Annotated in this window: 19 protein-coding genes; 3 read left to right on the forward strand and 16 right to left on the reverse strand. The window is 67.8% G+C overall.

Annotated features, from left to right (window positions below; genetic code table 11):
- Window positions 1-39: 39 nt before the first annotated feature.
- Window positions 40-798: an SDR family NAD(P)-dependent oxidoreductase gene (locus ACT6SE_RS15910; protein WP_046432045.1), complete on the reverse strand. Its 759-nt coding sequence runs from the start codon at window positions 796-798 to the stop codon at window positions 40-42.
- Window positions 799-912: 114 nt separating this feature from the next.
- Here ACT6SE_RS15910 and ACT6SE_RS15915 point away from each other — a divergent pair, with 114 nt between their 5' ends.
- The gene (locus tag ACT6SE_RS15915) at window positions 913-1,806 is read left to right on the forward strand and encodes a LysR family transcriptional regulator (RefSeq protein WP_014648080.1); all 894 of its coding nucleotides are present in this window, start codon (window positions 913-915) and stop codon (window positions 1,804-1,806) included.
- 124 nt (window positions 1,807-1,930) lie between these two features.
- Here the strand turns inward: ACT6SE_RS15915 and ACT6SE_RS15920 are convergent, their stop codons facing one another.
- The 8 genes from ACT6SE_RS15920 to nudE all read right to left on the reverse strand — a co-directional run bounded on the left by ACT6SE_RS15920 (window position 1,931) and on the right by nudE (window position 8,023).
- A complete protein-coding gene (locus ACT6SE_RS15920) occupies window positions 1,931-2,425 on the reverse strand; it encodes a hypothetical protein (RefSeq protein WP_014648081.1) in 495 nt (164 codons plus the stop codon).
- A 775-nt stretch (window positions 2,426-3,200) separates the two neighbouring features.
- The gene (gene gcvH / locus ACT6SE_RS15925; protein ID WP_014648082.1) at window positions 3,201-3,596 is read right to left on the reverse strand and encodes a glycine cleavage system protein GcvH; all 396 of its coding nucleotides are present in this window, start codon (window positions 3,594-3,596) and stop codon (window positions 3,201-3,203) included.
- Window positions 3,597-3,689: 93 nt separating this feature from the next.
- Window positions 3,690-4,802, reverse strand: coding sequence for a glycine cleavage system aminomethyltransferase GcvT (gene gcvT / locus ACT6SE_RS15930; RefSeq protein ID WP_046432050.1), 1,113 nt, complete (start codon window positions 4,800-4,802; stop codon window positions 3,690-3,692).
- Window positions 4,803-4,959: 157 nt separating this feature from the next.
- Complete coding sequence (locus ACT6SE_RS15935; RefSeq protein ID WP_014648084.1) at window positions 4,960-5,262, reverse strand: DUF962 domain-containing protein; 303 nt, start codon at window positions 5,260-5,262, stop codon at window positions 4,960-4,962.
- A 218-nt stretch (window positions 5,263-5,480) separates the two neighbouring features.
- Complete coding sequence (locus tag ACT6SE_RS15940; RefSeq protein WP_046432052.1) at window positions 5,481-5,810, reverse strand: YnfA family protein; 330 nt, start codon at window positions 5,808-5,810, stop codon at window positions 5,481-5,483.
- Window positions 5,807-6,646: a nucleoside triphosphate pyrophosphohydrolase gene (mazG, locus tag ACT6SE_RS15945; protein WP_014648086.1), complete on the reverse strand. Its 840-nt coding sequence runs from the start codon at window positions 6,644-6,646 to the stop codon at window positions 5,807-5,809. Before mazG ends, ACT6SE_RS15940 begins: the two co-directional genes overlap by 4 nt.
- A gap of 13 nt (window positions 6,647-6,659) precedes the next feature.
- A complete protein-coding gene (gene cysQ, locus ACT6SE_RS15950; RefSeq protein ID WP_014038179.1) occupies window positions 6,660-7,463 on the reverse strand; it encodes a 3'(2'),5'-bisphosphate nucleotidase CysQ in 804 nt (267 codons plus the stop codon).
- Window positions 7,460-8,023 carry an ADP compounds hydrolase NudE gene (nudE, locus tag ACT6SE_RS15955; protein WP_005418435.1) on the reverse strand — a complete coding sequence of 188 codons (564 nt, stop codon included), beginning with the start codon at window positions 8,021-8,023 and terminating at the stop codon, window positions 7,460-7,462. The genes cysQ and nudE overlap by 4 nt, the downstream gene beginning before the upstream one ends.
- A gap of 77 nt (window positions 8,024-8,100) precedes the next feature.
- Here nudE and bioA point away from each other — a divergent pair, with 77 nt between their 5' ends.
- Both bioA and ACT6SE_RS15965 read left to right on the forward strand, forming a co-directional pair.
- A complete protein-coding gene (bioA, locus tag ACT6SE_RS15960; protein ID WP_014648087.1) occupies window positions 8,101-9,492 on the forward strand; it encodes an adenosylmethionine--8-amino-7-oxononanoate transaminase in 1,392 nt (463 codons plus the stop codon).
- Window positions 9,483-10,220 carry a 16S rRNA (uracil(1498)-N(3))-methyltransferase gene (locus tag ACT6SE_RS15965; RefSeq protein ID WP_046432053.1) on the forward strand — a complete coding sequence of 246 codons (738 nt, stop codon included), beginning with the start codon at window positions 9,483-9,485 and terminating at the stop codon, window positions 10,218-10,220. The genes bioA and ACT6SE_RS15965 overlap by 10 nt, the downstream gene beginning before the upstream one ends.
- Before the next feature lie 103 nt (window positions 10,221-10,323).
- Here ACT6SE_RS15965 and ACT6SE_RS15970 read toward each other — a convergent pair whose 3' ends face one another.
- The 7 genes from ACT6SE_RS15970 to pilG form a co-directional block, all read right to left on the reverse strand.
- A complete protein-coding gene (locus ACT6SE_RS15970; protein ID WP_014648089.1) occupies window positions 10,324-10,788 on the reverse strand; it encodes a chemotaxis protein CheW in 465 nt (154 codons plus the stop codon).
- Window positions 10,785-12,122, reverse strand: a complete 1,338-nt coding sequence (locus tag ACT6SE_RS15975; protein ID WP_444811023.1) for a chemotaxis protein CheB — start codon at window positions 12,120-12,122, stop codon at window positions 10,785-10,787. Before ACT6SE_RS15975 ends, ACT6SE_RS15970 begins: the two co-directional genes overlap by 4 nt.
- Window positions 12,109-18,840, reverse strand: coding sequence for an Hpt domain-containing protein (locus ACT6SE_RS15980; RefSeq protein WP_444811024.1), 6,732 nt, complete (start codon window positions 18,838-18,840; stop codon window positions 12,109-12,111). Before ACT6SE_RS15980 ends, ACT6SE_RS15975 begins: the two co-directional genes overlap by 14 nt.
- 100 nt (window positions 18,841-18,940) lie before the next feature.
- A complete protein-coding gene (locus ACT6SE_RS15985; protein ID WP_014038185.1) occupies window positions 18,941-20,977 on the reverse strand; it encodes a methyl-accepting chemotaxis protein in 2,037 nt (678 codons plus the stop codon).
- A 41-nt stretch (window positions 20,978-21,018) separates the two neighbouring features.
- Window positions 21,019-21,549, reverse strand: coding sequence for a chemotaxis protein CheW (locus ACT6SE_RS15990; protein WP_014648092.1), 531 nt, complete (start codon window positions 21,547-21,549; stop codon window positions 21,019-21,021).
- Entirely contained in the window at window positions 21,549-21,911 is a 363-nt protein-coding gene (locus tag ACT6SE_RS15995; RefSeq protein ID WP_014648093.1) for a response regulator transcription factor, read from the reverse strand. Before ACT6SE_RS15995 ends, ACT6SE_RS15990 begins: the two co-directional genes overlap by 1 nt.
- A gap of 18 nt (window positions 21,912-21,929) precedes the next feature.
- Window positions 21,930-22,331: a twitching motility response regulator PilG gene (gene pilG, locus ACT6SE_RS16000; RefSeq protein WP_005418455.1), complete on the reverse strand. Its 402-nt coding sequence runs from the start codon at window positions 22,329-22,331 to the stop codon at window positions 21,930-21,932.
- Window positions 22,332-22,481 lie beyond the last annotated feature (150 nt).

Consider the following 22,481-nt stretch of genomic DNA (forward strand, 5'->3'; position numbering starts at 1 on the left):
CAGCGTCGAGCCCATGCTCGGCTCTGCAGTTCCGCAGCGCTAGTGCGCGAAGTAGTGCATGCCGCCGTCCACTGGAATCACCGCACCGGTGATGTAACCCGCCAGCGGCGAGGCCAGGAACGCCACCAGCGGCGCCACTTCCTCCGGTTCACCAAAGCGTCCGATCGGGATGTTGCGGGCAATGAACGCGCGTCTGCTTTCCTCGGTGGGGTGCAGGCGGTCCAGGATCTGCGCGCTGTTGATGCGCCCCGGTGCAATCGCGTTCACCGTGATGCCCTGCCCCGCCACCTCCGACGACAGGCCCTTGCTCCACAGGTGCAATGCCGCCTTCGCCGCGGTGGCGGCGTTCACCGCGCGCGGTTCCATCGAACCGCTGAAATTGATCACCCGTCCCCATGCCTGCGCCTGCATGCCGGGCAACAGCGCCTGGGTCAGCCGTCGTGCGGCGGAGAAGTTCAGGGCGATCGCTTCCTCCCAGATATCGTCATCGGCATCGACCGTGGTCGGCCGGGAACCGCCTGCGGCATTGACCAGGATGTCGACACGCTGCAATGCCTCACGGGATGCGTCCGCGATGTACCGGAGGTCGCCGGCAACCGTGACATCGCCGGCCACGATGACCGGTGCGGCGCTGCCTTCGGCTTCGATCCGCGCCGCCAGCGCCTGCAACGGTGCCCGCTGCCGCGACGTGATGGCAACGCGCACGCCCTGGGCCGCCAGCTGCCTGGCGACGGCGGCACCGATGCCGCTGGCCGCGCCCGTCACCAACGCGGTACGGCCAGCAAGATTCAAGTCCATGGTGTTCTCCTGTCAGCGTGGCCGGCGAATCCGGTCCGTGCACGACATGCTGTTTGATCACCCCTGATTGATAAACTCCACGCAGGTTTCAGCATTCAACACCCGGGGTGTCAGATGAACCTGCTGGAGAGCATGCAGGTCTACGTGCTGATCGTGGACAAGGGCAGCCTCAGTGCGGCAGCCGCGGCGATGGATATCTCGGCAACGATGGCCGGCAAGCACCTGCGCGCATTGGAAGCCCGGCTGGGCATGCAGCTGTTGAGCCGTACCACCCGGCGCCAGCACATGACACCGTTCGGCGAGGACTACTACGCGCGCTGCAAGGAGATCCTGCGCCTGGTGGAGGAAACCGACGCGCAGGCGCAGCACCAGCAGCTCTCACCGGCGGGCACGCTGCGCATCAGCGCACCGGTGATCTTCGGTACACACGCGCTGGTACCGGCGCTGGCCGAGTACATGGCCCGTCATCCGGATGTCCGGGTCGAAGCCACGCTGACCGATCGTGTGGTCGACCTAGCCGAAGAGGGCTTCGAGGCGGCACTGCGCATCGGCACGCTGGCCGACAGCAGCGTGCTGGTGGCCCGAGCACTGGCCCCCTATCGCTTGATGATGTGCGCATCGCCGGCGTATCTGGCCAGGCACGGCACGCCACGCAGCGTGCACGCACTTGCCGGCCATCAATGCCTGTCGTTCGAACCGAGTGCGCTTGCCCAGTGGCTGCAGCACGACGCTGGCGAGCTCGACCACGTGCCCGACGGCCGACTGCAGATCAACAATGGCGAAGCGCTGCGTTCGGCGGCGCTGCACGGCCTTGGCATCGTCCTGCAATCGACGCTGCTGCTGGCCGCCGATGTCGAGGCGGGGCGTCTGGTGCAGCTGTTCCCGGAATACGGTCAGGCCGGTCGGCCGATGCACGTGGTCTATGCGCACGACCGTTACCACTCCACCCGCCTGCGCAGCTTCCTCGACTTCCTGATGGAGCGCTTTCCAGCGGCGCCGCACGGCTAGCGCCGACCGTCAGCAAAGCGGTCGAGCCTGGCTCGACTCGACGCTACAAGTGGCCCATAAAAAAACCCCCTCCCCGCTGGGCAGCCAGGGAAGGGGGTTTCAGGATGCGGCTATCGGGAAGTACTTAGATCAGCGGCGCCGGGGTTGCCGGCAGAGCGACCGGAGCGGCCTTCTTCTTGCGGGCGGCCGGCTTGCGCTTGGCAACCTTCTTCGCTGCCTTCTTCGGGGCAGCCTTCTTGGTGGCCTTCTTCGCGGTCTTCTTCACTGCCTTCTTGGCGGTCTTCTTGACGGCCTTCTTGGCAGTGGCCTTCTTCGCGACCTTCTTGGCCGGCTTGCGCGCCGCGGCCTTCTTGGCAGTCTTCTTGGTGGCCTTCTTGGCTACCTTCTTGGTGGCCTTCTTGGCAGCGGACTTCTTGGCTACCTTCTTCGCCGCCTTCTTCACTGCCTTCTTCGCAGTGGTCTTCTTGGCGACCTTCTTCGCAGCCTTCTTCACTGCCTTCTTGGCGGTTGCCTTCTTCGCGACCTTCTTCACTGCCTTCTTGGCAGCGGCCTTCTTCGCGACCTTCTTCACCGCTTTCTTGGCGGCGGGCTTCTTCTTCGCAGCTTTCTTGGTTGCCATGGGATGGCTCCTCGTCAGTGATAGGGAGTTGAAACGCCCAGTTGGATCAAACCCGCGGATGCTGCGTGCGGGGACCGCCGGCGCGTCAGGCGCGCCGTTACGGATGCGGCAATGCCCGCCTCGATCGGCGGAGCGGGCATCGGAACGGGAGTTGCCTTGCATTTCTCCGGGGGAAGCGGGGCCATGTCCACCGTCATCAGGGTCGCGGTGGTCTTGAAGGGGCTGCTTCGCATCGGACGATTGATTCTGCGCACTCGGTTGGGCAGGCAAGGTCTGCTGAGGCGAAACCTAATCACGGTTTTTTTTACTGTCAACAACCCCCGCGAAAAATTTTCACATCCGCGCCTTCCCGGGCGCCGCCGGCGCCACCACTCTGCACGGCCTGCAACGACGGTGGAAGCGGCGCGCACGCACGTTGCCTGCATCGATGCCAATGCAGGCGTTGATCAAAAAACACTTGAAATAAGCACTCCGCGTAGACAGGCGCAGGCAAGGCACAACGGCGTACGCGCATCGTCGGTGGTCACCGGCACCGCCGCCAACGCCAGCACAACGGCGCCGCAACGGGGGGCGAAAAGTTTTCACATTCGAACGCTTCGGCGCGGGGCTGAAACGCGGATTTGCGCAAAACTGCGCACGCCCATCGGCACCGTTCGCCTGTCGGCTGATGCCACGCCGAGGGTGCACAGCGAACCCCGCGTCATGAGTCCGACGCGGTCGCCAAAACAAAAACGGCCACCCGAAGGTGGCCGTTCCAGAATCCGGAAACGACGACTCAGTGGTCGTCGTTCTCCAGGGCTTCGGCGTACGCGTCCGGGTCCAGCAGCTCGTTGACCTCTTCGGCGTTGGTCAGTTCGATCACGAACATCCAGCCTTCGCCGTAGGCATCTTCGTTGATGGTTTCCGGCTTGTCGGACAGGGCCGAGTTGACCTCGACGACCTTGCCGCTGATCGGGCTGTAGACGTCCGAGGCGGCCTTCACCGACTCGACGACGGCGATCTGTTCGCCGGCCTTGGCGTCGGCGCCGACTTCCGGCAGTTCGACGTAGACCAGGTCACCCAGCAGGCCCTGGGCGTGGTCGGAAATACCGACGGTGACGCGGCCATTGCCTTCGACACGGGCCCACTCATGGGACTTGAGGAACTTGAGGTCGCCGGGGATCTCGCTCATGGGACTGCTCCAGAGATATGCAGGGGTGGAAAAAACGGGGCTAGTGTAACCAACCGGCCGCCACTGCTGTCAGTGACGACCGGCACGTTCGGATCAGGCGTCGGCGAGCACGCCGGGCTGGGCCTGGCCTTCGCGCACGAACGGGAACTTGACCACGCGCACCGGCACCTGCCGGCCGCGGATGTCGACGGTGACCTCGCCGAGTTCACCGGCCGGCACGCGGGCGAAGGCGATGCCCTTGGCCAGGGTCGGCGAGAAGGTGCCGGACAGGATCTCGCCCTGGCCGCCAGCGGTGGTCACCGCCTGGCCGTGGCGCAGCACGCCCTTCTCGTCCATCACCAGGCCGATCATCTGGCGCGCGGTGCCGGCGGCCTTCTGCGCCTCCAGCACGTCGCGGCCGATGAAGTCGCGGCCTTCGTCCAGCGACACGGTCCAGGCCAGTGCCGCTTCATACGGGCTGATCTCTTCGTCCATGTCCTGGCCGTACAGGTTCATGCCGGCCTCCAGGCGCAGGGTGTCGCGCGCACCGAGGCCGGCCGGCTTCACGCCTGCCGCCAGCAGGCGGTTCCAGAAGGCGACCACGGCATCCTGCGGCAGCAGGATCTCGAAACCGTCTTCACCGGTGTAGCCGGTGCGGGCGACAAACAACTCGACGCCGTCGTCGGACTGCGCCTGCAGGGCGGCGAAGCGGCCCAGCTTGGTCAGTGCTGCACGGTCGGCTTCGCGGGCCAGGCCGATCACGATGTCGCGCGCCTGCGGGCCCTGCACGGCGAGGATGGCCAGGTCCGGGCGCTGCTCGACGGAAACACCGAACGGTCCCGCCTGCTCACGCAGCCAGGCCAGGTCCTTTTCGCGGGTGGAGGCATTGACCACCATGCGGAAGAAATCGTCGCCCAGGTAGTAGACGATCAGGTCGTCGATGACGCCGCCGCGCGGATTCAGCATGCACGAGTACAGGGCCTTGCCAGTCACCTTCAGTTTGTCGATCGAATTGGCCAGCAGGCGGCGCAGGAACGGCTTGACCTGGTCACCGCGCAGGTCGACCACGGTCATGTGGCTGACGTCGAACACGCCGGCTTCGCGACGCACCAGGTGGTGTTCGTCCAGCTGCGAGCCGTAGTGGATGGGCATGTCCCAACCCCCGAAATCGACCATCTTGGCGCCAAGGGCGCGGTGGGTATCGTTGAGCAGCGTCTTCTGGGTCATGACCGGTCCGGCAGCAGAGGAAACAGGAATTCCCATTATCCCAGATCGGTCGCCCGCAGGCGTGCCGCAGCGCAGCGGTTCGTGGAAGCGGAAGCGCGGCCCGCCGCGCCCTTTCCCTTTCGGGCGAGGCAATGGCTGCGCTCCCCGCAACCGCCTGTTACAGGCGCACCCGCCCACGCAGGATGTCGACGAACATCACCCAGTCACCCATGAATGAATACAGCGGATGCCGGAAGGTGGCCGGGCGATTCTTCTCGAAGAAGAAGTGGCCGACCCAGGCGAATCCATAACCGCAGAACAGCGCGGCCAGCAGGAGCGTCGGCTGGCCGCGCAACACGGCAGCCGCAGCCAGCAGCAGCACCCCGCAGCTGCCGATGAAATGCAGGCGCCGCGAGACCGGGTGGCGGTGCTCGCTGAGATAGAACGGATAGAACTCGCGGAAGCTGGCGAAGCGGGACATGCGCGTGCTCCGGGGGCCGTGGTCACTGCCATCATGCGCCTTACCGGGATGCAGCGCTGCGCGCTTGCGGGGCATGGCCCGGCGGCCGTTGTAGAGCCGAGCCATGCTCGGCTGCCTTGGCCTTTGTAGCGCCAAGCTTGCTCGACTGCTCCCCGGAGAAGCAGCCGAGCATGGCTCGGCTCTACAAAAGGGTGGGCGCGGTCGAGCCTGGCTCGACGCTACACCGGGGGCGAGCGCGGACCGAACATGATCACCGCCATGCCGGCCAGGCACAGGGCTGCACCGAACAGGTCCCAGCGGCTGGGGCGGATGCCGTCGACCAGCCACAACCAGAACAGCGCGGTGCCGATGTACACGCCACCGTAGGCGGCATAGACCCGTCCACTGGCAGTCGGGTGCAGGGTCAGCAGCCAGGCGAACAGGGCCAGGCTGGCCGCGGCCGGCAGCAGCAACCAGACGCTGCCTCCCTTGCGCAGCCACAACCATGGCAGGTAACAGCCGACGATCTCGGCCAGCGCGGTCAGCAGGAACAGGCCAAGCGTCTTCACGCTTTTTCTGCTGCCTTGGCGTGCTGCCACAGCGCTTCCTGCGCATCCAGGTCCAGTGCCGCCAACGCCTCCCCCTGCGCCTCGGCCTGCGCTTCCATCGCGCGGAAGCGCCGCTCGAACTTGTGGTTGGCCCCGCGCAGTGCGGCGCCCAGATCGATATCGGCGTGCCGGGCCAGGTTGGCGCAGACGAACAGCAGGTCGCCCAGTTCTTCCTGCAGGCGCGCCTTGTTGCCCGCGATATCGCCGCGCTCGAATTCCTCTCGCAGCTCCTGCAGCTCCTCGGCCGCCTTGTCCAGCACAGGCAGCGGGCCCGGCCAGTCGAAACCGACCCTGGCCGCGCGCGACTGGAGCTTCACGGCGCGCTGCCATTCCGGCAGGCCACGCGAGATACCGGCCAGTGCGGAGGTGTCCTGCTCGCCCTTGGCGGCACGCTCGGCGCGCTTGATCGCGTCCCAGTTGCGCATCACCCCGTCGGCATCGTCGACGCTGACATCGGCAAACACATGCGGGTGACGGCGCTGCATCTTGTCGCTGATCGCACGTGCGACATCGGCGAAGGCAAATGCCCCCTGCTCCTCGGCCATGCGTGCGTGGAACACCACCTGCAGCAGCAGGTCGCCGAGCTCGTCGCAGAGATCGTCGAGGTCGCCGCGGTCGATCGCATCGGCCACCTCGTAGGCTTCCTCGATGGTGTACGGGGCAATGGTCGAGAAGTCCTGCTCCAGGTCCCATGGGCAACCTCCCTGCGGGTCGCGCAGGCGCGCCATGATGACCAGCAGGCGTTCCAGTTGATGGCTTGCCTCGCTGCCGGTGGCAGGGGTGTCGTGCGCGCTCATGCGGCCTCCAGGTTCAGTCGGACAACCAGTCGCGCCACGGCAGGCTGGTATCACCAAGGGCAATGAAATCGCCGTTCAACAGCGTTTCGCGGCGGTTGTAACGGAACGGCTTGCCGGTCGCGGCCGACAGCACCGCGCCACCCGCCGCATGCAGCACGCACTGGCCGGCGGCGGTATCCCATTCAGAGGTCGGGCCGAGCCGCGGATAGACATCCAGGCCGCCTTCGGCGATCCGGCAGAATTTCAGCGACGATCCCTGCGCGATGGTCTCGATGCGGCCCATGCGCGCCAGCAGCGCCTCGGTTTCCGGCGAACGGTGCGATCGGCTGGCGGCGACGCGCAGCGGAGCAGTGGCCGGCGTGCGGGTGCGCAGCACGGTGTCGTGCAGACCCTGCCGCCGATAGGCCAGTTCCCCGCGCATGGCATGCCAGACAATGCCGGTGACCGGCGCCAGCACCACGCCGAATGCCGGTGCGCCCTGGTAGATCAAGGCAATGTTGACGCTGAACTCACCGTTGCGCTTGACGAACTCGCGGGTGCCGTCGAGCGGGTCCACCAGCCAGTAGGCGCCCCAGTGGCGGCGCTGCTCCCAGCCCACCTGCGCCGATTCCTCGGACAGGATCGGCAGGTCCGGGGTCAGCTGGCGCAGGCCCAGTTCAATGACCTGGTTGGCGGCCAGGTCAGCTGCGGTGACCGGGCTGTTGTCGTCCTTGATCTGCACGTCGAAGCCATCGGCATACACCTGCATGATGGCCTGTCCGGCTTCCTGGGCGATGGCGATGGCGGTCTCGCGCAGGTCCGTCGTCAGCTTGATCATCGCGTTCCCTGCAGCCACTGGCGGGCAATGAACAGCGCCGCCAGCGAGCGTCCCTCTGAGAAGTCCTCGCGCAGCATCAGCTGGTCCAGTTCGGCCAGCTTCCACGGCACCACTTCCAGCTCCTCCGGCTCGTCGCCGGCCAGTTTTTCCGGGTACAGGTCGCGCGCCACCACCAGCCACGACTGGTGGCTCATGTAGGTCGGGGCCAGGGTCATCGCGCGCAGCACGTCGACCCGGCGCGCACCATAACCGGCCTCTTCCTTCAGTTCGCGGTCGGCCGCCTGCTCGGGCGTCTCGCCGGCATCGATCCGGCCCTTCACCAGCCCCAGTTCGTAACGGTGCATGCCAGCGGCGTATTCACGTACCAGCAGCACGGTCTCGTCGTCGAGCATCGGCACCACCACCACCGCACCGTGCCCACGGCTGACCAGGCGCTCGAAGCGGCGGCGTTCGCCGTTGGAGAACTCCAGGTCCAGGTGCTGGCGCTGGAAGGGGCCGTTCTCCTCATCGGTGATTCGATGGATGATCGGCAAGCGACGGCCGGCACGGTCATCGTTCATGCGGAATCTCCGCGGCGACCGGCGGCTGCGCCGGGGCCGATAGAATGTGCAGGCAGCAACATGTTCATGAGCCCGAAATGCTAGCAGACCCAACCCCCTCCCCGCTGGCCCGCCACTGGCGGCAGCGCGACCTGCAGGTGCTGTGGCACCCGTGCACGCAGATGCGTGAGCATCCGGACACCCTGCCGCTGGTACCGATTGCCCGTGGCGAAGGCGCATGGCTGATCGACCACGACGGCAACCGCTATCTGGACGCGGTCAGCAGCTGGTGGACCAATCTGTTCGGTCATGCCGAACCGCGCATCGGTGGTGCCATCGCTGCCCAGGCCGGGCAGCTGGAACAGGTGATGCTCGCCGGTTTCGGCCACGAGCCGGCGATCACCCTGGCCGAACGCCTGCTGGCACTGGCGCCACGCCAGGCCGGCCGCGAACCGCTGGCCAAGGTGTTCTACGCCGACAACGGGTCCGCCGGCGTGGAAGTGGCGCTGAAGATGGCCTTCCAGTACTTCCAGAACCGCGGAGAGCCCCGGCGCACGCGCTTCATCGCGCTCGAGAACGGCTACCACGGCGAAACCCTGGGCGCGCTGGCGCTGGGTGACATTCCGCTGTACCGCCGCGTCTATGCGCCGCTGCTGGCCGAGGGCCTGTTCGCGCCGTCGCCCGATGCCTACCTGGCCGAACCGGGCCAGAGCGCGGCCGATCGCGCACGGCAGGCGGCCGATGGCCTGGCCACGCTGTTCGACCAGCACCCGGGCGAGGTCTGCGCGGTGATCCTGGAACCGCGCCTGCAGTGTGCCGGCGGCATGCGCATGCATGACCCGGTCTACCTGCAGCGCGTGCGCGAACTGTGCGATGCCCATGGCGCGTTCATGATCGCCGACGAGATCGCCACCGGCTTCGGCCGCACCGGCACCCTGTTCGCCTGCGAGCAGGCCGGGGTGATGCCGGACCTGATGTGCCTGTCCAAGGGCCTGACCGGCGGCTTCCTGCCCCTGGCCGCCGTACTGGCGACGCAGGCGCTGTATGACGCCTTCCTCGACGACTCGCGCGAGCGCGCCTTCCTGCATTCGCACAGTTACACCGGCAACCCGCTGGCCTGCGCCGCGGCACTGGCGACGCTGGACGTCTTCCGCGACGACGATGTGATCGCGCGCAACCGGGGCATCGCCTCGGTGATGGGCACGCTGGCGGCACCGTTTGCCGACCACCCGCACGTGGCCGACGTGCGCCAGGCCGGCATGGTGGTGGCGTTCGAGCTGTCGCGCGACGGCAACAAGCGCACGCCGTTCGACCCGGGCCTGCGGCTGGGCCTGCAGGCCTACAAGGCCGCCCTCAAGCGCGGTGTGGTGCTGCGCCCGCTGGGCGACGTGCTGTACTGGATGCCACCCTACTGCGTGGACGACGAACAACTGGAGCTGCTGGCGCACACCACGCTGGCGGCCATCGACGAGGCGATTGCATGCGCGTGACCCGCTGCCCCATCGACCTGGCGCTGCACAGCGGCCAGACCGTGACCCTGCCGGAAGACACCGCCAACCACCTGGTGCGGGTGATGCGCCTGCGCGAAGGCGATACCTGCGTGCTGTTCAACGGCGATGGCCACGACTACAGCGCGACGCTGACCGTGGCCGGCAAGCGCGAGGTGCAGGTCCTCATCGACGCCGTGCAGGCCATCGACAACGAATCCCCGCTGGCGATCACCCTGCTGCAGGGCATCGCCCGTGGCGAGAAGATGGACCTGATCCTGCAGAAGGCCACCGAGCTGGGCGTGGTCGCGATCATTCCGGTCAACGCCGAGCGCACCGAGGTGAAGCTGGACGCGGCACGGGCGGAGAAGCGCGTGGCGCACTGGAACAACGTGGTGACCTCGGCCTGCGGCCAGTCCGGGCGCGCGCGCATTCCGCCGGTAGGATCGCCGCTGTCGCTGGCGCAGGCTGCGGCGGCGCTGCCAGCCGATTCGCTGCGGCTGACCCTGGATCCGCAGGGAGCACATCGCCTGTCGACGCTGGAAGCCGCTCCCGCTGGCGGCATCGTGATTGCAATCGGCCCGGAAGGCGGCTGGTCGCCACGCGATCGCGATCAACTGGCCGCGGCAGGATTCCAGGGGCTGCAACTGGGGTCGCGGATCCTGCGCACGGAAACGGCCGGACTGGCCGCGATCGCGGCGTTGCAGGCGCGCTTGGGCGATCTGGGGTGAGGCTGATTCGTGGTAGTGCCGGCCCGCTGGCCGGCATCCACGGGATCATGGGGTTGCCGGCCAGCGGCCGGCACTACCGGCGACCCGACCGGCGGATTACCGATCAGGCCGCCAGCGAATCCAGCGCCGCTTCCAGTGCATCCAGGTTCGGCAGCAGCGCGCTCTGCTCACCCAGCAGCACGCGCATGTGCACGATCTGCGGCAGGGTTTCTTCGGAGGCGTCGGCCAGCAGGCCGTCGCGCGGCACCGAGATCAGCTGCGGGAAGTTCTGCGTCAGCAGCGCGTAGTACGGGCGCTGCGCGTTGCCGCTGAGGGACTTCAGTACCACCACCTTGTTGTGGCCGGCCACCGTCTCTTCGCCCAGCCCGGAAAGGCGTGCGAACGACACCAGCGGCACCTGCCAGCCGTGCCAGCCGATCTCGCCAACCAGCCAGCGCGGCGCATCGGAGACCGGCTGCACCGGTACGCGCGACATCATTTCGGCCACGGTGGCATTGGGCAGCAGTACGCGCTCGTTGCCGGCCTGGATCAGGACGCCGCGGATTTCGTCGTTGCTGGCGTAGCTCATGGTGCCTCTCCGTTGTCGTCCTGCTCACCCCAGCGCGCGGCAATTGCCTGCGCCAGCTCCTGCGGTTCACCGGCCACCATGCCGGCAGCAACCACGGCGGTGGCCGCAGCCGGGTCGTAGCAGCCCTCGCCTACCTGCCCGGCCACCCACGCACCGGCGGCCGCCAGGTCCAGCGCCGGGCCGACATGGGCCAGGTCGGCACCGCTGAGCAGCACCAGCGCAGTGTGTGCGGCCGGCAATGCAGCGAGCGAAATACCGGTGGCATCGCTCTGGAAATGCAGGCCATCGCTGGCCGCGCGCACGCCGATATCATCAGCCAGCACGTGGACCTCGCCCGGCGCGGCGCGCTGGCCGGCCTCGGCCAGCTGCACCGGCAACGGCGAAACACGCGACATCTGCTTGACCAGGTTGCCGTAGCGGCCACCGTCCAGGCGCATGTGCACCAGGACCGGCACGCTCAACGACGCGGGCAGTGCGCCGAGCAGGCGACGCAACGCATCCGGGCCACCGATGCCGGCCAGCACCAGCACTGATGCGGCGCGCGCACCGGCCGGGGCGGCGGCAGCCAGATCGACCAGGGTCAAATGATCGGTATCGAAGGAGGGCTGCGGCGCAGCGGCCGGCGCCGCCACTTCTGCCGGTGCCGGCGCTTCGATCGATTCCTCGACCAGCGACCAGGCGGTGTGATCGAAGGAGATCGGCGGTGCCGCAGGCGCCGCCGGTTCGGCCGGCGCTTGCGGCGGCGAAGGCGGATCCCGTGGTTCGGGCACGTCCGGCTGCAGTGCCGCCAGGGCCTGCTCCAGCGCGATCGGTTCGTGCAGGTGTGCCGGCGGCGAATACAGACCGTCGGCCGGAACGTCATCGGCCCAGCTCAGCGCCTGCGCCAGATGCGGCTGCAGGGCTTCTTCCTGCGGCGCCGGCGCGGGCACCGGATGGCCGGGCTCCAGCTGCAGGCTGGGCTCTTCCTCGGCACCCGGCGGCAACACCTGCTGGTGGCCGTGCAGCTTGGCGGCCAGATGGCGCCCCCAACGCTGCGCCTCCCAGCCGTCGCGGCGCGCGGCCAGCTCGGCCTCATCGAACACCAGGGTCAGCCCCGGTGCCGAGAGCACGGCGTCCAGCCGTTCCAGTGCGTCCTCGATGGCCGCTTCCAGCGCGATCACCACGAACTGCGGATCCGCAGCCTGCAGGACCTGTGGCTCCAGGCCGTTCGGGTCATCTTCCAGGACCAGCTGCACATCTGCATGCGACAGCGCCTCGCGCAGGCGTTCGCGCGCCGCACCGGGGCGGGCCAGCAGGGCGACGGCCGGGGCCGGATGGGTTTCACTCACGGACACGGGCGATCCCCAGCAGGTCGTACACGTTACGCATCAGGTCCAGTTCCTGGTACGGCTTGCCCAGGTAACGCTGGACACCGATCTCGAAGGCGCGCTGGCGGTGCTTGTCGCCGCTGCGCGAGGTGATCATCACGATCGGCACATCCTTGTAGCGCGGGTCGGCGCGCATCGCCGTGGCCAGCTCGTAGCCGTCCATGCGCGGCATCTCGATATCCAGCAGCATCAGGTCCGGCACGCGCTCTTCCAGCCGCTCCAGTGCTTCCACGCCATCGCGGGCGACGCTGACTTCGAAGTTGTGCCGTTCGAGGATGCGTCCGGTCACTTTGCGCATGGTCAGCGAGTCATCGACCACCATCACCAGCGGCACCTGGCGTTCGTCGCGCGGTGCATTGGCCAGCACCGGTGCGGTCGGATTGGCGAGGAAACGGCGCACCAGCGGCGCGACGTCCAGGATCACCACCACGCGGCCATCGCCGGTGATGGTGGCACCGTAGATGCCCGGTACCGATGCGATCTGCAGGCCGACCGGCTTGACCACGATTTCGCGGTTGCCCAGCACCTGGTCGATCGCCACGGCAGCGCGCAGGTCACCGGCACGCACCAGCAGCAGCGGCACCTGGTCCTGGCCATCGGCGCGTGCCGGGGCCTGCCCGACCAGGCTGCCGAGGTCATACAGCGGATAGTCTTCGCCGCTGTAGCGGTAGCTGCTGTCGGCGGCCTCGAAGCGTTCGCGTGACAGGCGGCCGATACCACTGACCGAGGCCACCGGCACGGCGAAGGTGGTTTCACCGATCTGCACGAACACCGCCTGGGTGACGGCCAGCGTCTGCGGCAGGCGCAAGGTGAAGCGCACGCCCTGGCCACGCACCGACTGGATGTCGACCGAGCCGCCGAGCTGGCGCACTTCGTTGCGCACCACGTCCATGCCCACGCCACGACCCGCCAGCTGGCTGACCTGGTCGGCGGTGGAGAAACCGGAGGCGAAGATCAGGTTGTCCAGTTCCTGCTCGCTGGGCTGCGCATCGGCGGCCAACAGGCCACGATCGATGGCGCGGCGGCGGATCGCTTCGCGGTCCAGGCCAGCACCGTCATCGGCCACTTCCAGCACGATTTCCGAGCCTTCACGGTGCAGGCGGATGGCGACTTCGCCCTCCTCCGGCTTGCCGGCGGCGCGACGCTGTTCCGGCGCCTCCAGGCCGTGGGCCACGGAGTTGCGCAGCATGTGTTCGAGCGGCGCGACCATGCGATCGAGGACATTGCGGTCCAGTTCGCCGTGGGTGCCCTCCAGGGTCAGGTGCACCTGCTTGCCGGTATCCATTCCGGACTGGCGGACCACGCGGCGCAGGCGCGGCACCAGGCCATCGAACGGCACCATGCGCGCGCGCATCAGGCCATCCTGCAGCTCGGAGCTGACGCGCGACTGCTGTTGCAGCAACGAATCGTACTGGCGTGACAGATCGTCGAGCACGCCCTGCAGGCCCCCGAGATCGGCCGCCGACTCGTTCAGTGCACGGCTGAGCTGCTGCAGCGTGGAGAAGCGGTCCAGTTCCAGCGGATCGAACTTCTGATCGGCCTGGTCCTGCTCACGCTGGTAGCGGGCGACGATCTGCGCCTCGGTTTCCAGGTCGAGTCGGCGCAGCTGGTCGCGCAGTCGCGCATTGGTGCGCTCCAGCTCGCCCATCGCGCCGCGGAAGGCACCCAGCTGCTGTTCCAGGCGCGAGCGGTAGATCGCCACTTCACCGGCATGGTTGACCAGGCGGTCGAGCAGATCCGCGCGCACGCGCACCTGTTCCTGCTGCGGGCGCGCCAGCGGATCTTCATCGATCACGCCTTCGGCCGGCAGCGGTGCCGACAACGGCGCATCGAGCAGTGCCGGCGCAGGGCCGGCGACCGCTGCCGACGCGGTTTCTGCAACGCTCGCCACGTCCGCTGCGCCTGCGGCAGCCGCTGCTGCTGCGGCAATATCGGTGGTGGTACGCACTTCGAACGCATCGACCAGATCCTGCGCCGGTTCCACCACGCGGTGGTTACCGGTGCGGGTCAGCAGCTGGTGCAGGCGATCGAATCCGCGCTCCAGCAACTGCACATCGCGGCGTTCGATCTCGGTGCGACCGGCGGCGACCGCCTCCAGCAACGATTCGATGCTGTGGCCGAGATCACCGATGGCGTTGATGCCGGCCATGCGTGCGCCACCCTTCAGGGTGTGCAGGTCACGCTGCAGGCCGGCCAGCACCTCTCGGTCCTGCGGTGCATCACGCAGCTCGCTGATCAGGCCATCGCAGTGGTCGAGCAGGTCCTTGCCTTCCTCGACGAAGATGTCGACCAGCTCGCGATCGTAGACGCTGAAGTCGAGCGTATCGGTGCTGTCTTCCGGCACCGGCATGGCAAGGATGTCAGGTGTCACGGTTTCAGGCACGTCGGCTTCGGGCGCGCTGGCTGCCACGGCATCCGATACCGCAACCGCATCGACGTCGGCGGCTTCGGCGTGGACCTCCGCCTGGCCCGGCGCGTCTTCCAGTTCGAAGAAGCGAACCGGTTCGGCGGTGGCCTGCGCTGCGGCCTCCGCGATCTCCTCATTCACCGTCGCCGGGGACGGCTGATCGGCGCTCTCTCCTTCACCGATCGCCGCCTCCCCGCCGACGTCCGCATCCTCGGCAAAGGCTTCCGCCTCGCCCGGCGCGAGTTCGCTGGCCTGCAGGCCGAGCACGGGCCATTGCCCGTCGTCGGCCAGGGGCTGCTCTTCGTCGATCACGTGCAGGCCGGCCTCGAGCGCGGCTTCCAGCGAGACCGGTTCTGCAAACCCCGGCGCAGCCATTTCATCCTGCAGGCTCGACAGCTCGCTGTCGAGTGGCAGTGCAGCAGGCATTTCGAACGCCGTGGCATCAGCGACGTGCGCGTGATCGGCCGAGGGCGCATTCAGGTCAGATGCGACGGCTTCGACAGCGGCCGGAGTCTCTTCGGCGTCGCGGTCGTCAACCGGCAGCGCACTGGCATCCAGGTACGGCGACAGATCATCCACGACGGTCAAACCGGCATCGTCGGACAACCGCAGCACGCCTTCGGCCTCCGCCTCGACACCGGCTACGGCAACGGCTGGAACGTCGTCGGCCACCTGGATCGATTCGACCACCGGCAGCGACGCATCCTCCTCACCCGGTACGGACGGCCATCCGGCATCGAAGTAGCGCGAAAGATCATCGCTGGCCGTCAGCTCACCGACCTCCAGCCCGGCCTCGATCGCCACGTCGGCGACCGGGGCTTCGGCAGTATCGGCACGTGCTTCCGCGTCCTGCTCCGGTGCGGCAAACGAATGCGGCACCGCATCGGATTCAAGCGCGACGGCTGTCGATGCATCCGCGTCCAGTTCCACCGGCGGTTCGTCATCCAGCGCCAGATCGTCTTCTTCGTCTTCCAGGCCCACCATCGGCCAGCGCGCTTCCGGCAACGCGCCAGCCAGCGCCTGCAGGCGCTGCGCGAGTACCTGTTGCGGCGCGATGCGCGGCTGTTCGGCCTGCAACGCTTCCATGGTGGCGGTGATCGCCTGCGCAGTCGCATCCAGGGCGGCTACGCCTTCATCACCCGGGACCACCTCGGCGGCCAGTGCGCGCTTGATGTAGGACTCCGCGCCGCCGGTCACCGCCGTGATCTCGGGCACTTCGGTCATCGCGAAGGCGCCGTTCATGGTGTGCACCGCGCGCAGCAGTGCATCGCTGACCGGTTGCGGCGCCTGCTGCGCCGAACGCAGCCAGTCCTGCAGGGTGGCCTGGTGGACTTCCACCTCGGCCTCGAGAATCTCGCGCAGCACGCTGTCGATGTTGGCCGGCGTACCGGCCACTTCGGCCTCCACGTCGGTATCGGCCGGCGCCGAGGCGGCAGCCTCCGCGTCGAGAATGCGGCTGATCTCGTCTTCGCCGTCAGCTTCAGCAACCGGTACAACCGGCGCAGCCGCACCCGGCAGCGGTACGTAGTAGGTTTCCTCGCCTGCGCCGACACGATCGGCAATGGCCTGCATGGCCTGCAGGTCGACGCTGATGCGCTGGCCGTGGCGCAGCGCTGCGTTCAGCTGTGGCAGCGCCGCATGTGCGTTGTCGACCATCGCCAGCACCGCCGGCGAGGCGGCGCGGCTGCCATCCAGCACGCGGTTGAGCATGCCTTCGATCTTCCACGCGAACTCGCCCAGGGTACGTGCGCCAACCAGGCGGCCACTGCCCTTGAGGGTATGGAAGATGCGGCGGATCGGGCGCAGCCGGTCCATGTTGTCCGGCTGCATGCGCCACGCCGGCAGCAGCGTGCCCAGATTGGCGAGCTCGTCGTCGAACTCTTCCAGGAACACCTCGCGGATGTCCTCGTCGATGTTCTCGGCGTCGTCGTCGAAGCCGGCGTCGAAGCCCGTAGTCGCGTCGGCATTGGCGTCGGCGCCGGTCGCAACGACCGCCTCCGGTGCCGTCGCGGTGGGCATCGCCTGCGGATTGAAGCCGGCAGCGGCTGCACTCAGCTCGGCGAAGAACTGGGCATCGGCTTCGCTGAAATCGATCGGCGCGATGGTGTCGATATCGATCACCGACACGGCCGGCGCCGACGTTTCCGCTGCCGGGGCGGGCGCTTCGATCGACGGCGGCGTGATCGACGATGCCGGCAGGTCATCCGGAGCCTCGTCCACCCTGACCTCCGCCGCAGGCGATGCATCGGCCAGCGACGGCGCCACGGCATCGACGATCTCCAGCGACGGATGCAACCCGGCGTCCTCGTCCAGCGACAACGTTTCCATCGCATGCAGCGACAGCACGTCGTCAGCGTTGTCCAATGCATCGGCGTCGAAGCGGAACACCACGTCGTCGGCCTCGGCAACCGCGCCCTGTTCGGCCGCTACCGGATCGAACACCGGCGCAGCATCGAATTCGGTCACGGGCGAAACCATGCTGTCCGTCGTCTCTTCGATCGCAGGCGCTGCGCTTTCCTCGAGCACCTGCGGCGCCTCGGACAGCGACCACTGCGGTGCATCGGCGTGATCGCTGTCGGCCAGTTCGAAGCTGACGGGATCGAAACTGGCGAACGTCGGCGCGCGTTCGTCGCCGGCGGGCGCGGCCGCCTCGGCTTCGGGGTAGAACGGCGCCAGCTCCCACTGTGGGACATCAGGCGCAGGTGCGCTGGACGCGGCGAAGACCAGCGATGCCTCGGCATCATCCTGTGTTGGCAGCGGCGAGGCGCCAGCATCCAACGGGCTGGCGGCCACGACGCCCTCGGTGCCCAGCGCGCCGAACATCAGGCTGTTGTCGGGCACCCTCGGTGCCGGTGTGGCCGGCGGCGGATCGAAGGTGAAGTCCGGCAGCGATACCGGCACGTCGCCGGCCGCGGGCGCAGCAGGCTGCACCGGTACCTCGATGCGCTCGGGCTGCAGCGGCTCGACCTGCACCGGCAGCGGCTCACGTTCGATCGCAAACGCTGCCGGCGCTTCCGGTGCGGCGGCGTTGCGTTCGGGCAGCGGCCAGTAGCGCAGTGCCTCGAGGCTGCTGCGGGTGATTTCGAGGATGTCTTCGCGGCCCGGGCGACGATCGCGCAGGGCTTCCAGGTAGTACTCCAGGCTGGCCATGGCATCGGCCAGGGTGTCCAGCTGGCGGCCGCTGGGCACGCGCTGGCGGCCGATCAGCTCGGCCTCGATGCACTGCTGCACGCCACGCAGGTAATCGGCGGCGGTACCCAGGTCGAGCATGCGCAGCGCGCCGGACACATCGCCCAGCAGGCGCGGTACATCCTGCAGCTCGGCATGGTTCCAGCTGGTTTCGATGAAGGCGACGAAATGCTCGCGGGCGGCAGCGAAGTTGGCGATGGCTTCATGGGCCAGCACTTCCACCGTGCGCCGGTTCTCCACCGCGCTCGGATCGTCCTCGCCACTGCCGCCGGCGCCCAGATGGGCAACCTGGTCGTCCAGCGAGGCATCGACGTACAGCAGCGCACCGGCGATATCCAGCAGCAGGTTCTCGTCGATCTGCTGGCGCCCCTCGACCACGCCACGCAGCGCGTCGCGCTGCTGCACGACCACGCCGCGGGCCACGCCCAGGCCCATCATGCCCAGCGTGTCGGCCACGGCGCCCAGTTCGTTGGCCTGGGTCTGCAGCTGTTCCGGTGCACCGCCGGTGCGCAGGTGCAGGTCAAGCGCATCCTTGATGCGCAGCAGTTCTTCCTTCACTGCGCTGCCGACGGTATCGAGCAGCTCGCGGTTGCGCCCGCTCAGGCTGCCCCGGGCATGGTCCAGCTCGGCCTCGGTGGCGGTGATGCTGTCCGGCGCAAAGGCCAGCAGCACGCTGTCGTTGACGCCTTCTTCGCCACGCGACGCGCGGATCTCGTTGAGCAGCGGCATCAGCACGATCGGAATGTCGCGATGGCCGTTCTGCAGGCGCTCCAGATAGTCCGGCAGCAGCACGCTGCCACGCATCAGGGTCGCACAGGCTTCATCCCGGTCGGCCACCTGGCCGGCGCCGATGGCATTGGCCAGCTGCTCGAGCTCTTCGGCCACCATCGCCGGGGCATACAGTTCAACCATGCGCAGGGTGCCCTGCACCTGGTGCAGGTAGCCGGCGCAGATGCGCATGCGGCTGGCATCACTCGGGTCTTCCGCGTAGTACTCGACCTCGTTGCGCACCTGGCGCAGGGTCTCGTCCAGCTCGGGCTTGACCCAGCCCAGCGCTGCGTGGCTCATCGCATCGCGCAGACTGCTCATGGACGCGCTCCGTTCGCCGCCGCGCGGTGGCCGCGCGGATTCTGGCGTGGGGAATGGAAATGCTTCATCGACTGGTTCCTTGCTCGCCGCCCTGCCCGCGTCACGCCGGCAGCTTGAAGTCGGCGACCGAACGGCGCAGGTCCGCCGCCAGCTGCGCGAGGTGGCCGATCGACTCTGCGGTCTGCCCGGCACCCTGCGAGGTCTGGCCGGTGATCTGCCGGATCACGCCCATGGTGCGGGTGATGTCCGAGGCCGCGGCCGACTGCTGCTGGGCGGCGATGGAGATGTTCTTGATGAGGGTATTGAGGGCGTTGGACACGCGCTCGATCTCGGTCAGCGCGGTACCGGCGTCCTCGGCCAGGCGCGCACCGGACACCACTTCGGCCGTGGTCTGCTCCATCGAGGTGACCGCTTCGTTGGTATCGGCCTGAATGGCCTGGACCAGGTTTTCGATGCGTCGGGTCGCACCCGAGGTACGTTCTGCCAGGCGCTGCACTTCGTCGGCCACGACCGCGAAACCGCGGCCCGCTTCACCCGCCGACGCCGCCTGCACCGCCGCGTTCAGCGCCAGGATGTTGGTCTGCTCGGAAATGTCATTGATCAGTTCCACGATCGAGCCGATTTCCTGCGACGACTCGCCCAGGCGCTTGATGCGCTTGGAGGTTTCCTGGATCTGGTCGCGGATCTGGTCCATGCCCTGGATGGTCTCGCGCACCACGCCGGCGCCTTCGGCGGCGATCACCACCGAGCGCTGTGCCACGTCGGCCGACTCGGCCGAGTTGCGCGACACCTGCTCGATGCTCGCTGCGATTTCACCGATGCGGTCCGAGGCGGAGGTGATCTGGTTGGCCTGGTGGCCCGCCGCCTCTGCCAGCTGCATCGCGGTGGCCTGGGTTTCCTGGGTGGACATCGCGACCTTGGCCGAGGTGTCGTTGATGGTGGTCACCAGGTGGCGCAGCTCGTCCACCGCATAGTTGATCGCGTCGGCGATCGCGCCGGTCATGTCCTCGGTCACCGAGGCCTTCACCGTCAGGTCACCCTCACCGAGCGAGGAGATTTCGTCCAGCAGCCGCATGATCGCCTGCTGGTTGCGGCTGTTGAATTCCACCTGGGTCTGGTAACGCAGTTCCTGCTCGCGCGAGCGGCTGCGCACGTTGGTGGAGACGAAGCCGATGATCGCGATCAGCGACAGCGCGCCGGACACCACGCCGATCCAGAAGTTGGGGAACAGGCGGGTGTCGGACACCGAGCCGAACGAGGAGAACGCATCGAACAGCTTGCGGCTGTCGTCCAGCATGTGGGCCGAGCCCTGGCCCAGCGCGGTCGCCGCCGACTGCGCCGCGAACAGCTGGCGCGAGCTGGCCAGGATCGCGTCGGCGTCCTGCTTCATCGCTTCCCACTTCTGCTGCGACTGCTCCAGTGCGGCCACGGCGGCAGCACCGCGCACGGCGGTGATGCCCAGTTCCTCGTTGCCGTTGCGCAGGCCGTCGAGCACCTGCGAGAACACGGTGATGTCACGCGCCAGCGCATCCCCGGAGGTCGCTGCGGCGCTGCCACCGGCACGCATTTCGGTCACCCGACGGGCCATCGAACCGGCCACCACGACCTGCTGCAGTGCGCTGTACACCTGCGACGAGGGGGCGCCGGAGGCGGACATCGCGCGCACCAGCTCGTTCAGCTGGGCCTGCAGGCCCGGTACCGCGCCGGTGAAGTTGTTGGCATTGCCGGCCAGCGCCAGCACCGCCGGCTCGCTGGCCACCAGCTGCCCGGCCTGCTTGCCCAGCGGCGCCCAGGTTTCGCCCAGGGTGGCGATGGCGCCGGACACGCCCGGCTCCTTGCCATAGCGGCCCTGCAGCGTCGACACGTTCTGTTCGATCGCGTTGCGGGTGGCCTTGAAGGCGGTGAAGGCCTGGGCGTTGCCGCCGACCGCGTCACGTCCCTGGTTGGCCAGCTGCTGCGACAGCACCTGCAGGTCGGCGGCCTTGGAGCCGGCGTCGGCAAGGCGGCTGCCCTGCCAGGTGGCGACGCCGGTGTTGACGCCGAACAGGATCATCGATGCCAGCAGCAGGAACAGCCAGAGGTTGCTGCCGCCCAGCCGCAGCTTGCCGGTCTTGGTGGCGTCCGAAGCAGTACTCATCGTTCAACCTCGATCTTCAATGCAGGGGGCGATGCCCGGCCTCAGGCCGCGGCTTGCCGGAATTCAGGGGTGCGCGACAGCAGCGAGAGCGAGAACACGCCCCAGTCATGGCCGTCGGCATGGAAGGCACGGTCAACGAAATGGCCGTAGCGGCCTTCGGCCAACGTGCCCGCGTCGATCTGCTGGTCCAGCTCGAAGCTGCGCTGGCCGAACAGTTCATCGATGGTCAGTGCGACGTCGCCGCCAGCCTGGCGCATGATCAGCACGCGCTGGCCTTCCTGCTGCACGGTGCGCGTGCCTTCCAGGAAGTACTTCAGGTCGACCACCGGGAACAGGTTGCCACGCAGGTTGCCCACGCCCAGCAGCCAGGGCTGCGCGCAGGGCACCGGGGTCACCGGCGGCATCGGCACGATTTCCACCACTTCGCGGAAATCGGACACCAGCCGGCGCTGGCCGACGCGGTAACCGACGCCACGCCACAGGTCCTGGGCGAACTGCCGCCCGGGCAGCTGCACTGCATGGGCCAGGCTGCGTCGTTCGTAGGCTTCAAGGATGTCGAAGGGCGAGCGCATCAGGCCACCAGTTCGTTGATCCGCGCGATCAGTTCATCCTCGCGCGGCGGCTTGACGATGTAATCGGCTGCGCCCTGGCGCAGGCCCCAGGCCTTGTCGGTTTCCATCGCCTTGGTGCTGACGATGATCACCGGGATGTGCTTGATCGCCGCATCGCGGGCCATCGCCCGGGTGGCCTGGAACCCGCTCATGCCGGGCAGGACCACGTCCATCAGCACCAGCTGCGGCGCCTGGTCGCGGACCAGCTGCAGGCCATCCTCGGCGTTGTCCGCTTCCAGCACCTCGTGGCCGGCACGGCGCAGCCACTGGGTGAACACCGCGCGGTCGGTCGGTGAATCCTCGATCAGGACGATACGAGCCATTGTGCCTTTCCCCCCTGGTCAGGCGTTGACGTATGTGCGGATGGCACCCAGCAGTTCTTCGCGCGTGAAAGGCTTGGTCAGGTATTGCTCCGAGCCGACGATGCGCCCCCGCGCCTTGTCGAACAGACCATCCTTGGACGACAGCATGATCACCGGGGTCGCCTTGAACAGCTGGTTGCCCTTGATCAGCGCACAGGTCTGGTAGCCATCCAGGCGCGGCATCATGATGTCGACGAAGATGATCTGCGGCTGCTGGTCTGCGATCTTGGCAAGCGCTTCGAAGCCGTCGGTGGCGGTGACCACCTCGCAGCCTTCGCGCTTGAGCAGCGTTTCCGCAGTCCTGCGGATGGTCTTCGAATCATCGATGACCATCACCCGGAGTCCTGCGAGTTCCCCGCCCGCAGTCGTGTTTTCAGTCATTGCCTATCCCCAAGCGCACGGCCCAATCTCTGGCGGGAGCCGCTGCGAAAGCGTATCTATATCGCACTTCCCGCGCCCGCTTCAAGGCCGGCCTGCCGCGCAGGGGGTAGCACCGGGCTGAACGTGACCGGGTTCGCAATGACTGCGCTG

This window comes from Stenotrophomonas sp. LC732, from assembly GCF_052446685.1.
Classification (GTDB): domain Bacteria; phylum Pseudomonadota; class Gammaproteobacteria; order Xanthomonadales; family Xanthomonadaceae; genus Stenotrophomonas; species Stenotrophomonas muris.